The 14045-nt window shown below is 36.1% G+C and carries 13 protein-coding genes and 1 riboswitch; of the genes, 4 read left to right on the forward strand and 9 right to left on the reverse strand.

Features of this window, described 5'->3' with window-relative positions; genetic code table 11:
- Position 1 precedes the first annotated feature (1 nt).
- The 6 genes from mtnK to RUH74_RS10020 form a co-directional block, all read right to left on the reverse strand.
- Positions 2-1240 (reverse strand): S-methyl-5-thioribose kinase, encoded by a 1239-nt coding sequence (mtnK, locus tag RUH74_RS09995; protein WP_313800155.1) that lies wholly within the window; start codon positions 1238-1240, stop codon positions 2-4.
- Between the two features lie 16 nt (positions 1241-1256).
- Positions 1257-2258 carry an ABC transporter permease gene (locus RUH74_RS10000; RefSeq protein WP_313800156.1) on the reverse strand — a complete coding sequence of 334 codons (1002 nt, stop codon included), beginning with the start codon at positions 2256-2258 and terminating at the stop codon, positions 1257-1259.
- A gap of 2 nt (positions 2259-2260) precedes the next feature.
- Complete coding sequence (locus tag RUH74_RS10005) at positions 2261-3757, reverse strand: sugar ABC transporter ATP-binding protein (RefSeq protein ID WP_396229979.1); 1497 nt, start codon at positions 3755-3757, stop codon at positions 2261-2263.
- Between the two features lie 115 nt (positions 3758-3872).
- Positions 3873-4985, reverse strand: coding sequence for a sugar ABC transporter substrate-binding protein (locus RUH74_RS10010; RefSeq protein WP_313800158.1), 1113 nt, complete (start codon positions 4983-4985; stop codon positions 3873-3875).
- A 369-nt stretch (positions 4986-5354) separates the two neighbouring features.
- Entirely contained in the window at positions 5355-6479 is a 1125-nt protein-coding gene (locus RUH74_RS10015) for a sugar ABC transporter substrate-binding protein (protein ID WP_313800159.1), read from the reverse strand.
- Positions 6480-6561: 82 nt separating this feature from the next.
- Complete coding sequence (locus RUH74_RS10020) at positions 6562-8268, reverse strand: methyl-accepting chemotaxis protein (RefSeq protein ID WP_313800160.1); 1707 nt, start codon at positions 8266-8268, stop codon at positions 6562-6564.
- Between the two features lie 329 nt (positions 8269-8597).
- Here RUH74_RS10020 and RUH74_RS10025 point away from each other — a divergent pair, with 329 nt between their 5' ends.
- Together RUH74_RS10025 and bioB are read left to right on the forward strand one after the other, a co-directional pair.
- On the forward strand, positions 8598-9194 hold the full coding sequence (locus tag RUH74_RS10025; protein ID WP_313800161.1) for a biotin transporter BioY: 597 nt from the start codon (positions 8598-8600) through the stop codon (positions 9192-9194).
- 15 nt (positions 9195-9209) lie between these two features.
- A complete protein-coding gene (gene bioB / locus RUH74_RS10030) occupies positions 9210-10190 on the forward strand; it encodes a biotin synthase BioB (RefSeq protein ID WP_313800162.1) in 981 nt (326 codons plus the stop codon).
- A gap of 89 nt (positions 10191-10279) precedes the next feature.
- Here bioB and RUH74_RS10035 read toward each other — a convergent pair whose 3' ends face one another.
- Positions 10280-11560, reverse strand: coding sequence for an acetylornithine deacetylase (locus RUH74_RS10035; protein WP_313800163.1), 1281 nt, complete (start codon positions 11558-11560; stop codon positions 10280-10282).
- 97 nt (positions 11561-11657) lie between these two features.
- Positions 11658-11758: riboswitch (TPP riboswitch) on the reverse strand.
- Between the two features lie 101 nt (positions 11759-11859).
- Positions 11860-12201: a zinc ribbon domain-containing protein YjdM gene (locus tag RUH74_RS10040; RefSeq protein ID WP_313800164.1), complete on the reverse strand. Its 342-nt coding sequence runs from the start codon at positions 12199-12201 to the stop codon at positions 11860-11862.
- A 312-nt stretch (positions 12202-12513) separates the two neighbouring features.
- Here RUH74_RS10040 and RUH74_RS10045 point away from each other — a divergent pair, with 312 nt between their 5' ends.
- Both RUH74_RS10045 and RUH74_RS10050 read left to right on the forward strand, forming a co-directional pair.
- Positions 12514-13233, forward strand: a complete 720-nt coding sequence (locus RUH74_RS10045; protein WP_313800165.1) for a toast rack family protein — start codon at positions 12514-12516, stop codon at positions 13231-13233.
- Positions 13234-13320: 87 nt separating this feature from the next.
- Positions 13321-13623 carry a DUF5634 family protein gene (locus tag RUH74_RS10050; protein WP_313800166.1) on the forward strand — a complete coding sequence of 101 codons (303 nt, stop codon included), beginning with the start codon at positions 13321-13323 and terminating at the stop codon, positions 13621-13623.
- A 96-nt stretch (positions 13624-13719) separates the two neighbouring features.
- On the opposite strand, the gene RUH74_RS10055 is transcribed toward RUH74_RS10050, so the two are convergent.
- Positions 13720-13941, reverse strand: a complete 222-nt coding sequence (locus RUH74_RS10055) for a DUF2187 family protein (protein WP_313800167.1) — start codon at positions 13939-13941, stop codon at positions 13720-13722.
- Positions 13942-14045: the final 104 nt, after the last annotated feature.

Genomic DNA, 14045 nt, shown 5'->3' on the forward strand with positions numbered 1-14045 from the left:
CCTATTCTGCCTCCTTTAGAAGCTGTTCTTCTGCTGATTGAATGACATCAATAAAGTCAGCACCTGTTGTCATATTTTCTCTATTAAGTATAAATGTTTTTCCGATTGTTAAACAAATTTTCTCAGCACGTACACGGGCTTCTCGGTTTGAAATAGACGTAATATCTTTTACATGGGCTAAACCTATAATTCTTCTAATAAGCTCATGCCCAGCAACAGCTGCTGTGTCTCTAATTACCGTGCTTAGATAATAATCTTTGAATCCTGTATATTTCGCAACAGAGTCTTTTACATGAATATCCCATGTTCTTAAAAATTTCTCGTTGAATAAATCGATTACATCCTTGATTGTATTCCCTAGATAATCAAGATAATCTTTTCGTTTTATTTCATCTTCTATTGTAAAGGTTGCATTCGCATATGCAAATATTAAATTAGCTATAACATTTCCGATATCATAGCCTGCCGGTCCATAAAATGCAAACTCCGGATCAAAAACTTTTGTAGAGTCTTCTTTAATAAAAATAGAGCCTGTATGCAAATCTCCGTGGATAAGGGATTGCGCATTTGTCATAAATTCAAATTTTAACTTTGCTGTCTCCAATAACAACGTTTTATCGTTCCATATCGTTTTTTCCACAAACTCCCTTGTTCCTGGAAAGACATCATTACGCGGACAGTCATAAAACGGCTCAGAATAAACAAGATCCTCAGAAATTTCACAAAGCTCTGGGTTAATAAAGCTTTTCACTAATGCCTTCTTTTCCTTATGTTCCATGACGACATCAGAAGTTAATAATAAAGTATTTACTAGAAATGTTGAAATATGTTCTGCAAAAAGCGGAAATTTTTTGTGCTCAATTAATGCCGCCCGCATCATTTCATGATCAGATAAATCTTCCATTACACAGCAATTCATAATTGGATCATATTTATAAACTTCCGGTACATAGCCTGGAGCTAATTTATATTGCAATTGTAAGATTTCACTTTCAATTCTATTCCGATCAGGAGATAATTTAAATTCATCAGAAATACGCGCAACTGGACCAGCTTGCTTAATGATTACAGACTGGTTTGTTTTTGAATCAACTACTTTAAAGACATAGTTTAAGTTCCCATCCCCAATTTCCTTACATTGAAGCTCTGCATCCGCATCAAAGAGATCAAGGTTAGCCTTTGCATAATCGATCGCATCTTCTTCAGTCATCGTAAAATATTCCTTCGTAAAATCCTTCATTATAAATCCCTCCACCTTATTTTTGTCGATAATAAGTCAATGCCAGTGCAAGAGCTAAGACAGTTCCCTTAACAATATCCATGGCATAATACGGTACGGACATCATAACTAATCCATTCGATAAGATACCGATTAAAACGGCTCCAACAAAGGTTCCAAATGCATTTGGCTTTCCAGCACCTAAAACTGATAGACCAATAAATGCTGCAGCTACTGCATCCATTAAATAAGGAGCCCCAGAATTAATCTCTGCTGTCATTACACGGGAGGCAAGAACAATTCCTCCAATTGCCGCGAAGGTTGCAGACAAAAGGTAAGCCAGTACTTTGTATTTATTAACAGGGATACCTGATAGTCTGGCAGCTTCCTTATTTCCACCAATTACGTACATGTAACGGCCATGCTTCGTATAATTCAGGAAAATATGAACAAGAGCGACTACTACAACCATAATGATAATAATCCACGGCACTTGACCAATTTTTGCAAAGAATGGCGGAATCACACCGGTTGAGAAGCTTCCATCAGGCATAATCATGTTTTGTGACACAGTTGCCCCTTTTGTGTATGTAAGCGCAATCCCTTGTATAATAAACATTGTTGCAAGTGTCATTAGCATGTCTGGAATTTTCACTTTAACAATCATAAAAGAGTTAAATGCACCAACTAAGAGCGCCGCTCCAATTGCTGCTAAAATGGCTATGAAAATATTTTGAGAAAACCACACAAACATAGAAACAACAACTGCATTTGAAAGAGATACAGTAGAACCAACAGATAAGTCAAAGCCATCTACTGAAAGAGAAATAGTAATTCCTATAGCTATAATGGTTACAATGGAAATAGACCTTAATATGTTGACTATATTTGCCCCTTGAATAAAACTTGGATTAGCGATTGCAAAGATGGCAATCAAAACAAAGATTGTAATTATCGTTCCATATTTATATAGGAACTCAAATAGTTCAAACCCTTTTTTAGCGGGCTTTGTGTTCGGAACAGGATTTGCCGTATTCATCCTCATTTACCTCCTGTTGAATAGAATAATAATTCTTCTTCATTTGTTGTTTTTGTATCAAGTTCTTTCGCTACTTCCCCGTCATACACAACGTATACACGGTCTGTAATCCCAAGAATTTCAGAAAGCTCACAAGACGCGTAAATGACTGACTTCCCACGTTTAGCTAAACCCGAAATCAGTTCAAAAATATCCTTCTTAGCTCCTACATCTACACCCTTTGTAGGCTCGTCAAAAATGTACACCTCCGCATCAGATATCAGCCATTTCCCTATAGCTACCTTTTGCTGATTTCCTCCCGAAAGGTTTTGCACCTTAGCTTCCTCTGAAGGTGTTTTTATCCCTAAATCCTGTATCATTTCCTTCGAGATTCGCTTTTCGCCCTTCACATCAACGAAGCTCAAGATCTTTGAGAACTTACCAAGGCTTGCTGATGTTAGATTTGTAGAAACAGATTCTTGAACAAGAATCCCTTCCTTTCTTCTCTCTTCTGGAACAAGTGCGATCCCTTTTCTTACGGCATCACTTGGATCCTTAATTTTTACACTTTTCCCTTTAATTTTGATATCTCCTTTTGTTACCTTAGAAGCACCAAATAAAGCTTTACAAATTTCCGTTTTGCCAGCTCCTACTAAACCAGCAATTCCAACGATTTCCCCTTCATTCACATGCATGCTAAAATTTTTAACTAAACCCGTATCATGAAGTCCTTCAACAGAAAGGAGAGTTTCTCCGATTTCAACGTCGTACTTAGGAAACTGCTCTTCCAGCTTTTCTCCAAGCATGTACTCAACAATTCTATTTTGAGTAGTGTCAGCAATATTTTCTTTTATGACAAATTCGCCATTTTTCATAACGGTAATCTCTTCACAAATTTCGAATAGCTCTGGCAATCGATGAGAAATAAAGATTATGCCTACGTCTTCTTTCACAAGCTCACGAACGATTCTAAATAGCTCCTTCGTTTCGGAATGACTAAGAGGTGCAGTAGGTTCATCCAAAATCAAATAATTACATTGCTTTGAGATAGATCTTGCAATAAGGACCATTTGCTTTTGGGCTAATGTTAATTCACTCACAAGTGTTTTCGAAGATATATCTACATTCATTCGAGAAAGAATTTCTGTTGCTCTTCTATGAATCAGATTCCATTTTACAAACTGTTTTTTTCCCATATCATTAACAGTTTCATTTAACATAATATTTTCTCCAACCGTTAAATAGGGAATTAATGCTGTATCCACCTCTTGATAAACTATCTGTATCCCATTATCCTGGGCGTCCTTTGGGGTACGTATGTCAACTTTCTTTCCGCCTATGTATATATCACCTGTATAATGTCCATAGGCACCAGAAAGGACCTTCATTAGTGTAGATTTACCTGCCCCATTTGCACCAATTAAGGCATGAGTCATTCCCGTTTTAGTAGAAAAATAGACTTCATTAAGCGCTTTTACTCCCGGGAATTCTATGGAAATATTTTTCATTTCTAATAACATCGACACACTCATAAGCCTCCTTCTATTTCAATCAATTTTCCCAACAATTTAAGGCCTATAATGGTTTTGAAACCTTATACCAGCTAATATCTCTGATATAAGGTTTCAAATTTAATTATTTATAGTATTCTTTTAACGTCTTCATCCACTCTTCTTCAAATGCAGTTGAAACTCCCCAGCCCTCAACAACTTCAGCAAGATTAACCATGTTAACAGGCGAGCTTGATTTTTGCAGTGCTTCTTGTGAAATTAATGATGCCTCTAAATCGAATGTCGCAGGAGTTTCTTCACCAGCAATTTTCTTAGCAAGAATTCTCATGTTAACAGAACCAATTAGTTTAGGATCAACAGCTGCTGTATATTTCCACGGACTATTTTCTTCTTGCATAATTTGAAGGTCAGCATTGGATACATCAATACCATAAAGAGCAATTTCATCTCTGCCAGCCTCTTTAATCGCGCGAGCTGCACCGATAGCAAAAGCATCCCATGTGGCGAATATTGCATCAATTTCGCCTTTCTTATGTTTATTTAACATTGCAGCTACCGCATTTTGTGTTTGAACAGATGTGTCTGCTGCAGCTACACCAAATCGCTCAATTTCCTTAATACCAGGATTGCTTTTAAGTTTTTCCTGATAAACTGCATTACGTCTAACCATCGGCGGAAAACCGTCTACCCATAAATAGACAATATTTGCTTCTCCATTTGTATCCTTAATTAATTGATCTAATGATAATGTTGCCAACGCTTCATCATCCTGTGAAGTAAGTGTCACACCATTGATCGAAGCAATATCTCCATTGGAATCAAAAGTTACTACACTCTTTCCAGCATCTACAATTTTCTTCACGTCTTCCACTGTAGCTGCATCATCCCCATGGGAGATAATAAATCCATCAAAATCCTCTTGCAAGGCTTGAGCAATCGCATCATGGAATTTAGCAGTATCTCCATTAGCTGTAAAAACATCTACTTTAAAACCAAGCGCTTCTCCCTCTTCTTTCGCACCAGCTAAGAATTGAGCAGTGTGATCGTCTCCACCAATTTTTCTAACTACTTTTATCTTCACTTCTTTGCCATCTTTAAATCGATCAGGCACATTTTCGAGTGAAACATTCTTATTTCCTTCTTTAGGCTTAGAACTTTCTTCACCCGAAGAACAGCCTGTTAACAGAAGGGAAACAGCTAACAATAGGACTAATGCACTTTTCAAAAACTTTTTCATTCTATAATTCTCCTTCTTTGTTAGTATGTCCATCCTACCTATTTTCAGATAGAATAATAGACGGACAGAAATTGTGTAGCGCTTTCATTTCTAAATTAACTAAATTTTATCATGTGTACAAATCTTATACAATATTTATTTTGAATTATTCATAGTTTTTTTGGTTTTATACGCAATTCTTGTTTTAAAATCTATGATAACACCCATACATTTTATTTATTTAATGTTAATTCTATTTAATAATCAATATAATACTTCTATTATTGGTCATTATTGGTATTAAAACAACAAAAGTCTATTTAAAACCAACATTTATTTTCTTGCATAAAAACAACCGATATTCCAGAAAGAATACCGGTTAATCTTTTCTTATTCATTTTTCATTTTTAGAGCTTTCATCCAGTCCTCTTCCAATTCAGTTGACAATCCCCAGCCAGGTAGCACTTCGCCTAAATTATCCATCGTTACATTTTTCTTAGAAGCTTGAAGTTCGTCTTGAGCAATCAAATAAGCTTCTAAATTGTAATATTTTGGTGTTTCTTCACCAGCTATTTTTTTTGCAACTAATCGCATGTTTAATGCACCAATTAGTTTTGGGTCTACTGCAGCTGTATATTTCCATGGGCTGCCATTTTCTTTCATCAATTCTAGATCAGTATTTGATACATCTATTCCATAAATTTTCACTTCATCTCTGCCTGCTTCTTTTATCGCTTCTACTGCACCAATCGCAAATGCATCCCATGTAGCAAAAATCGCATCAAGCTCCCCTTTAGGGTGTTTCTTAAGCATTTCAGCAACAGCTGCTTTTGTTTCCCCTGAAGTATCTGCAGAAGCAACACCAAATCTTTCAATCTCTTTAATTCCAGGGTTATTCTTCAACTTCTCCGTATAAACAGCATTTCGTCTAACCATTGGCGGGAATCCATCCACCCATAAATACGCAATATTTGCTTGACCATCATGATCCTCGATTAATTGCTCCATTGCAAATGTAGCTAATACCTCATCGTTCTGAGATGTAAGTGTAACACCTTCTATTTTTTCTAAATCAACATTTGAATCAAATGTAACAACACTCTTTCCTTTTTCCACCAATTGTCTTACACTTTCTATTGTTTCTGGATCATCACCATGGGAAATAATAAACCCATCATATCCTTCATCTAAAGCTTTTTTAATCTCGTTATGAAACTTTTGGCTATCCCCATCTGCAGAAAAAACATCCACCGTCAACCCCATTGCTTCGCCCTCTTCTTTAGCCCCTGCAAGAAATTGCTTTGTATGGTCGTCCCCGCCTATTTTACGAATAACTTTGATTTTAATTTTCTCCCCGCTTTTAAACTTTTCGGGAATATTTTCAAGTGACCCCGCATGATCTTGGTTACTCGCTTCTTTCGTAACTATTTTGTTATTGTTGTTGGAACAACCAGCTAAAAGCATGATTAATGCAATAAAACTTATGGTTATAAACCTTATTCTGCACTTCTTCATCTTTTCTTATCTCCCTTTTCAACCAATAATAATACCTAGCATTTGTACTGAAGTGGCTTACTATTTTTTCAACTTCGATTTCTTACTGGATTTTAAACTGCTTAACCAAACTCTCTAATTGAGCAGAAAGTACCTTAAGTGATTCAGCGCTCTCTGATATCGTTTCCATAGAGGCGACTTGTTGTTCGGCTGAAGCTGATGCTTGCTGAACTCCAGCAGCAGATTCTTCAGTTACTGCCGAGATTTCTTCACTGAACGCGCTTAATTGTTCACTACCTTGTTGAATCTGGTCTAAGTTGGCAGCTACTTGGTCAATTTTTTCTACCATTAGTAAAACTAAATTAGTAATCGCATGGAATGTCTCACCAGTTGTTTTTATTTGCTCATTTCCAATCTCTGACTGTAATACACCATTTTGTAATGTTTCAACAACTTGTTTGGAATCACTTTGGATATCTTGAGTTATATGTGTAATGTCTTGAACGGAGTTCGAAACTTGTTCTGCCAGCTTTCTTACTTCATCTGCTACAACTGCAAAACCTTTCCCATACTCACCTGCTCTTGCAGCCTCAATTGCTGCATTGAGAGCAAGTAGATTCGTTTGGGCAGCGACATCTTGTATAACATGGACTAACTGGTAAATATTTTCATTTTTCAAATCTAAATTCACTACTTTTTCCATTGATTCAGTTACAATCTGACTAATCGTCTCAATTTGATGAACAGATTGATTCATTAATTTTGTTCCTTCTTGTGCTTTTTCTAGCACTTCATTTGAAGCCTGTTTCAAGTTCTTTCCTGCTAAATCAGCTTGCTTGATCTGAACATTTACGTCCTCTACAGCTTGTGCAGATTCAGATGCAGAATTTGCTTGCTCTTCAGCTCCGTATGCTAATTCATGCATCGTAGTCGCAATTTGTTCACTGCCCTGTTTTACTTCCAATGAAGAAACTGTTAGCTCATCACTCTGTTTATTTACTTGTCCTGAAACATTAACAACCTCAGTGACAATTGTATGTAAGCTACCTTTCATTTCATTTACGGATTTTGCTAGTACACCAATCTCATCTTTGCTTTTGATTTCAATTGATGGAATTGTCAAGTTTCCTTTTGATATCTCATTGATTCTATTTGTCACTAATCCTAGTGGTTTCGCGATCATTCTAGTGATAAATAGTGCAGCTGCTATTCCTAATATAAGCGAGATTACGACCGAACTTATAATCGTTATAACCGTTTGTTCAGATACCTTTATAGAGTCTTCCCCAGCCTGTTCCGCACCTGTTTTATTAATCAAAACCAAGTGGTCCAAATTTTGCTTCATTGAATCAAATGCTTTCGCGCTTTTCTTAAAATATAGATAGGCAAATTCTGATTTTCCCTTATCACTCAGCTTTATTGTCTCCTCATTTACATTTAAGAAGAATGCCCATTTATATTTCAATTCTTCAAAATTCTTTTTCGTTTCCTTTGAATCTATAAGCTTTTCATAGGAAGCCATTGTTTTCTCTGCTTCATCTATGAACATCGTTCTTTCTTTTTTTAACATCTCTTTTTCTTGCATATCATCGGACTGAATATACCGTAATGAAAGTGTAATAACATGCTCGGTCTGGTAGCCAATCGAGTTAATCAGCTCAACCGAAGGCATCCATTCATTGACAATAGAAGTTGTTTTGTCTTGCATATGATTGATCCTATTTATTGATACAAGAGCAAAGACTACGAATAATAATAAGACAATCCCAAAACCAGTCATTATTTTTTTACCAACACTTAAAAGATGCATAAATACTTCTCCTCCCACAAGAAACCACATGAGTACAAATGAAAATAATGTTTAATACCTACAAATATAACATAATTTAGTTAAAAACACATACTTTTTTGAATAATATTGTTTCTTTTCACCTAGATAATCTAGTGCTTTCCTATGAAGGTGGTTCAATTGATTTATTCCAAGCGGGGTCTAATTATTCAATGAATGCTCCGAATTATATGCAGATTCGTCATTCTGATCAAAACAATCTTATATATGTTAACCTTTTTATTATTTAGTTGACATTAAGAATGTAAATCTATTACTCTTTTTTTATATTCTTCTTTTGGAGGTAGTCTATGAAAAAAAATTTAAATGCATTTGAATTAACAATCGCGGGGATGTTTGTCGCAATGATGTGTATTGGAGCCAATATTACATCGATTGTTCCGTTTATGGTCGTTGGCGGAGTGCCAATAACGCTTCAGACATTCTTTGCCATTTTAGCTGGAGCCATTCTTGGGAGCCGTTTAGGTGCAATCTCCATGTTAGTCTATGCTTTTATCGGATTAGCAGGTGCACCTGTTTTTGCTAGATTCGGCGGCGGGATCGGTCATATTATAAGTCCAACTTTTGGATTTATAGTTTCATTTATTTTTACTGCTTATATAACTGGGAAAATAATTGAAAGGAATAGAAGTGTTCCATTTTACTTAACAGCTGCTTTAGTTGGGATGACAGTTAATTATTTGTTTGGAACTAATTGGATGTATTTTGCTTATAAATTATGGGCTGCTGCGCCTGATGGCTTCACCTATCAAATGGCATGGCTATGGATGATTCCCCCTCTGCCAAAGGATATTGTTCTAGCTATATGTGCCGGTTTAATGGCCTATCAATTAGAAGGCCGTGTGCTATCACGTAGTCAAATCAGGAAGCTGCAGCGAACAAATTAGAATGGAGGAGTAAAAATGAGAAATTGGGATGATCTTGCTATAAGTGTGCTGCAAGGATATGAGTTAACAGATTTGGAAGCTTTAGAAATATTAAAATGCCCTGATGATGAGCTTTTATCTCTCCTGCAAAGTGCGTATAAAATTCGCAAGCACTATTATGGAAAAAAGGTAAAGCTTAATATGATAATTAATACAAAATCTGGTCTTTGCCCGGAAAATTGCGGGTATTGCTCACAATCAAGTATCTCAAACGCACCGATTGAAAAATATCGAATGATGGATAAAGCATCCATTATCAAAGGTGCACGCCAGGCTCACGAATTAAATGTAGGTACCTATTGTATTGTAGCTAGTGGTAGAGGTCCTTCTAATAAAGAAATTGATGAAGTAGCTTCGGCAGTTAAAAAAATAAAAGAGCAGTTTAATTTGAAAGTTTGCGCATGCTTAGGTTTGTTAAAACCAGAGCATGCAGCAAAATTAAAAGAAGCGGGGGTTGATCGGTATAACCATAATATCAATACCTCAGCAAATCATCACGAGAATATTACTACCTCCCATACGTATCAAGATCGTGTGAATACAGTTGAATTAATCAAGCAAGCCGGCATATCCCCATGTTCTGGTGTTATCATCGGGATGAAGGAAACGAAAAATGATGTGATAACAATGGCGAGAAGCTTAAAAACCCTGGATGCTGATTCCATTCCTGTAAACTTCCTACATGCGATCGATGGAACCCCGCTTGAAGGAACAAATGAATTAAATCCAAGGTACTGTTTAAAGGTTCTTTGCTTAATGCGCTTTATTAATCCAACAAAAGAAATTCGAATCTCAGGCGGTCGCGAGGTTAATTTACGAAGCTTACAGCCCCTTGGGCTATACCCAGCAAATTCCATCTTTGTTGGTGACTATCTTACTACATCTGGCCAAGAAGAAACTGCCGATCATCAGATGTTAACAGACCTTGGTTTTGAAATTGATTATTGTCCTGCATAAATAGCTGGTATTTATTACACTTGAACGAATTCGATAAGCAGATGAAAAGATATGAACTACTTTTCGTTTGCTTATATTAATTTTTGACTTTATCTTATTTTTTTCTTATGTGTCCATTCATAGATAAAGGATAAAATCACTTTTGTATAATCGATTAATTGCTGGATTGAGACTTGTTCATTAACGGCATGAGCGTAATAAAGACTGCCCGGGCCATAAATGGCTGCCGGAATACCTGCCTCTCCAAACCAGCCTCCATCTGTAACAGAGGGGGAAACGCTTATAACCGCTGTTTCGTTTAGAACCTTTTCATGGGTATGGATTAACGTTCGTACAGCTGGACCTTCAGGATCTACTTCTAGAGAAGGAAATATCTCTCCGCGGTCTTCAATCATTGATGTGCCTCCCCATTTAAAGGAAGGTGGATTTTCTCTTAACCATGGATCTGCATTGGCCAAGTAATGAATATGTTCCTCAATTTCTTTAGTTACTGACTCATATGTTTCATTCGGATAGAAGTGAACAGTAATCCATAAACGGCATTCATCTGCTACAAATGCCGCATGTCTCCCCCCCTCAATAACCGCAGGATTAATTGTATTTGTTCCAGGCTTATATCCTGGATAACTTTTCATTACGGCCCAATGTCTCTCTAGTTCTTGCAGCCCTTGTATAATTTTTGTCATTTTTTCGATGGCGCTTGCACCAAAAAGTTGTCCGCCAGCATGAATCATATCTCTTCGTGTTGCATCATGGAAGGTCTCATTACTTTTAACTGTAATCCATCCTGTTATTACTCCCCCCTGTCCTTGGATTTGTAAATCACTTGAATCAACAACGAGTGCAAAGTCTGCAGTGTATCCACGCTTGCAGCATTGCATTGTACCTGCTTCCCCCACTTCTTCCCCTATGACCGATTGAAAAATTAAATCACCTGGCAGCTGGATGTTTGCCTCATGTAGCAGCTGTATAGCAAATAAAGCGCCTGCCAGTCCGCTTTTCATATCAGCTGCCCCTCTTCCTATAACCACATCATCTCGAACAATTGGATCAAACGGATCTGTGAGCCAATCTTCATTCTTATTTACTTCAGCTACGTCTATATGGCCATTGATTATTAAACTATTAAAATCGGATGATTGCATTCCTTTAAGTATTCCTACTACATTCGGATCTCCTGGATATACATCCCATTTATCAATCAAAAACCCGCTGTTTTCTAAAAAATGGGCAATAAAATTTTGAGCTTCTTCTGTGTTTCTTGCAGGTGGGGCAGGTGTTTTAAATTGAAGCAGCGTTTTTAATAATTGAATAAGCTCCTCTTTTCGCTCATCGATTTGGTTCAATAACTCGTCCAGTTGGTTCTTCATTTTATCGATCCTCCTAAAATAATAAAAGCCACTTCTACAATAAGAAGCGGCTTAATGAAACAACAAATATATGAAAATACCATAAAAACGTAGATTCATACTTTATCAGCCACTTTCCTTCGCTAGCATTACCTAGTGCAGGTTCAAGGGTTAAGAACGCATCTTTCTCAGCTTTTTAAAGCACCCCTAGTGTGATATATCACTTTTTGGTTCTAAAATTTCTAATTTAACCTCTTTTTTTCTGGAAATCGGGTATGTATGACTGGCATTTATTTTGTCTATCCAGCCATCTACATTCATTATACTTTTTTAACAAACTCTGATTTTAACTTCATTGCACCAAATCCGTCGATTTTACAATCAATATCATGATCTCCGTCAACTAATCGTATATTTTTTACCTTTGTGCCAATTTTTAAAATCGATGAGCTTCCTTTTACTTTAAGGTCCTTAATAATCGTTACTGTATCTCCATCAGCGAGAACATTTCCATTCACATCCTTAAAGGTCATTTGTTCTTCTGTATTCTCATGGCCACTTTCACAGCTCCACTCATGAGCACATTCAGGGCAAACGAGAAAACTCCCATCCTCATATGTATATTCCGAATGACATTTTGGACAATTTGGTAAATGAATCATTATTTGTAACTCCTTATCTCAATTAATACTTTTAAATCCACTTTCAATTATATTTCTACTTTTTATTAAGCTGTAAAATTATTATGTACCTCCCTCTATCTTACCGGAAGATCCATTTTAATAATAGAGATGTTTTATCTTGTTTTAACAGATTTTAAACGATCATTGGTAGATTGAAGCGAATATTAATATAAAAGCTCCTGAATGACTAAGTCTCTAGTCCTAGTGGAAAATCATGCCAGAGCCTTTTCAATCCTACTGCGATTTTATTTATTATGAAGATATTGGAATTAAATAGAGGAGGACTCAATAATGAAAAGCTTATTTTTTACAGGATCTCTACTTGTCAGTTCATTCGTATTAGCCGGGTGCAATTCAAGTGTGACTATGGAAGGGGATCCTTCAAGAGTTTTAATCGAAAAGGACAATGCTGAAAAATTAGATGTAATTTTAAATATTGCTGCTGGAGAGCTGCTTGTATCTGAAGGTGCAAAAGAGTGGGTTGAAGGAGAACTTCAATATTCCACAGATAAATTGAAGCCTGAAATATCCTATAATCAGACTGGGAAAAAGGGCATGGTCTTAATTGAACATACGAATAAAAAGTTTACTTCACTTAAAGGAATAAATATTAAAAGCATCTGGGACCTTCAGCTTTCTAAGCATGTTCCCATTGATTTAGAAGTAAATACAGGTGCATCCAAAACACAGCTTGACCTACAAGGAATACAATTGAGCAGCTTAAAAATAAATGTTGGGGTTGGCAGTACAACCATTGATCTTGCAGGTAATTGGAAGCAGGATTTCGATGTTCAATTATCTACAGGGGTTGGAAAATCGACAATCATTTTACCTAAAAATGTTGGCGTTAAAATCGTATCCTCCAAAGGGATTGGCCATTCTAGCTTTAAAGGCTTCATTTCAATGGGAAATGATGTATACGTGAATGAGGCATACGAAAATGCCAAAGTAACTATCACAGTGAACGCTGATCTAGGCATTGGCGAGGCAGATTTCATCCTTGAAAAGTAATATTTCCCATACTGAAGCGCATGTTTATTAATAAAAAAGAAAGGCATATTAAAAATAGAGTTTAACTAGTAAGAAAGGAGTCATATGATGGAAAATCTATCCCGAGAACAGCTTATTAATAACTTGCAAACATCATTTGAGTTATATATCAATCAATATGGGATCGATGATATCGGTATTTTCGAAGAAGAAGGCCAGGATGATCTTTATTATATGGGCTATACGATAAAAAAAGATGGAAAAACCTATCACATTCATAGGCCATTTAGAAAAAATAATAATGGCGGACTTTCACCTATAGAAAATGAGTGGACGATTGAATCGGATGAACCGGAAAAAACAGACCTTAAAGGGTACCATAGTTTAGACAGTGCATTTAGAGAAATTTAATATCCCCTATCTTCCAAGCAAAAATAATGTTATGACACTTAACATTATTTTTGCTTATTTATTACTTTTATAAATTTCACATGCAGAAAATGAAAACTACAATAATTTATAGTTCTTATGATTGACAACCGTTTTTATCGGTTCATCAGTTTTTACATTCATCCCAATTTCCACAATAACAGAGTTATCCAGAAGTGCGATGATTTTTCCTTTTTTCCCTTTTGCCTCTCCTTTATTTATTTGAATCATGTCTCCTATATTTACCTTTTTCTGGTTCTTTATTTTTTCTTCTTGATTTTTATTGTTTTCTACTGCCACCTATATCCCTCATTTTTTTTAAATTTATTAGGAAATCTTGACGACGCTTTTTTAGTATGACCATTTTCCAGTATCGATACAACTATAAATCCCATGCTGTTTCC

Source organism: Cytobacillus sp. (assembly GCF_032154635.1).
Taxonomy (GTDB): Bacteria; Bacillota; Bacilli; order Bacillales; family Cytobacillaceae; genus Cytobacillus.

Excerpts from the sequence above, each read along its gene's own strand:
- mtnK (WP_313800155.1), bottom strand. The coding sequence starts at position 1,240 with ATGAAGGATTTTACGAAGGAATATTTTACGATGACTGAAGAAGATGCG.
- RUH74_RS10000 (WP_313800156.1), bottom strand. The coding sequence starts at position 2,258 with ATGAATACGGCAAATCCTGTTCCGAACACAAAGCCCGCTAAAAAAGGG.
- RUH74_RS10005 (WP_396229979.1), bottom strand. The coding sequence starts at position 3,757 with ATGTTATTAGAAATGAAAAATATTTCCATAGAATTCCCGGGAGTAAAA.
- RUH74_RS10010 (WP_313800158.1), bottom strand. The coding sequence starts at position 4,985 with ATGAAAAAGTTTTTGAAAAGTGCATTAGTCCTATTGTTAGCTGTTTCC.
- RUH74_RS10015 (WP_313800159.1), bottom strand. The coding sequence starts at position 6,479 with ATGAAGAAGTGCAGAATAAGGTTTATAACCATAAGTTTTATTGCATTA.
- RUH74_RS10020 (WP_313800160.1), bottom strand. The coding sequence starts at position 8,268 with ATGCATCTTTTAAGTGTTGGTAAAAAAATAATGACTGGTTTTGGGATT.
- RUH74_RS10025 (WP_313800161.1), top strand. The coding sequence starts at position 8,598 with ATGAAAAAAAATTTAAATGCATTTGAATTAACAATCGCGGGGATGTTT.
- bioB (WP_313800162.1), top strand. The coding sequence starts at position 9,210 with ATGAGAAATTGGGATGATCTTGCTATAAGTGTGCTGCAAGGATATGAG.
- RUH74_RS10035 (WP_313800163.1), bottom strand. The coding sequence starts at position 11,560 with ATGAAGAACCAACTGGACGAGTTATTGAACCAAATCGATGAGCGAAAA.
- RUH74_RS10040 (WP_313800164.1), bottom strand. The coding sequence starts at position 12,201 with ATGATTCATTTACCAAATTGTCCAAAATGTCATTCGGAATATACATAT.
- RUH74_RS10045 (WP_313800165.1), top strand. The coding sequence starts at position 12,514 with ATGAAAAGCTTATTTTTTACAGGATCTCTACTTGTCAGTTCATTCGTA.
- RUH74_RS10050 (WP_313800166.1), top strand. The coding sequence starts at position 13,321 with ATGGAAAATCTATCCCGAGAACAGCTTATTAATAACTTGCAAACATCA.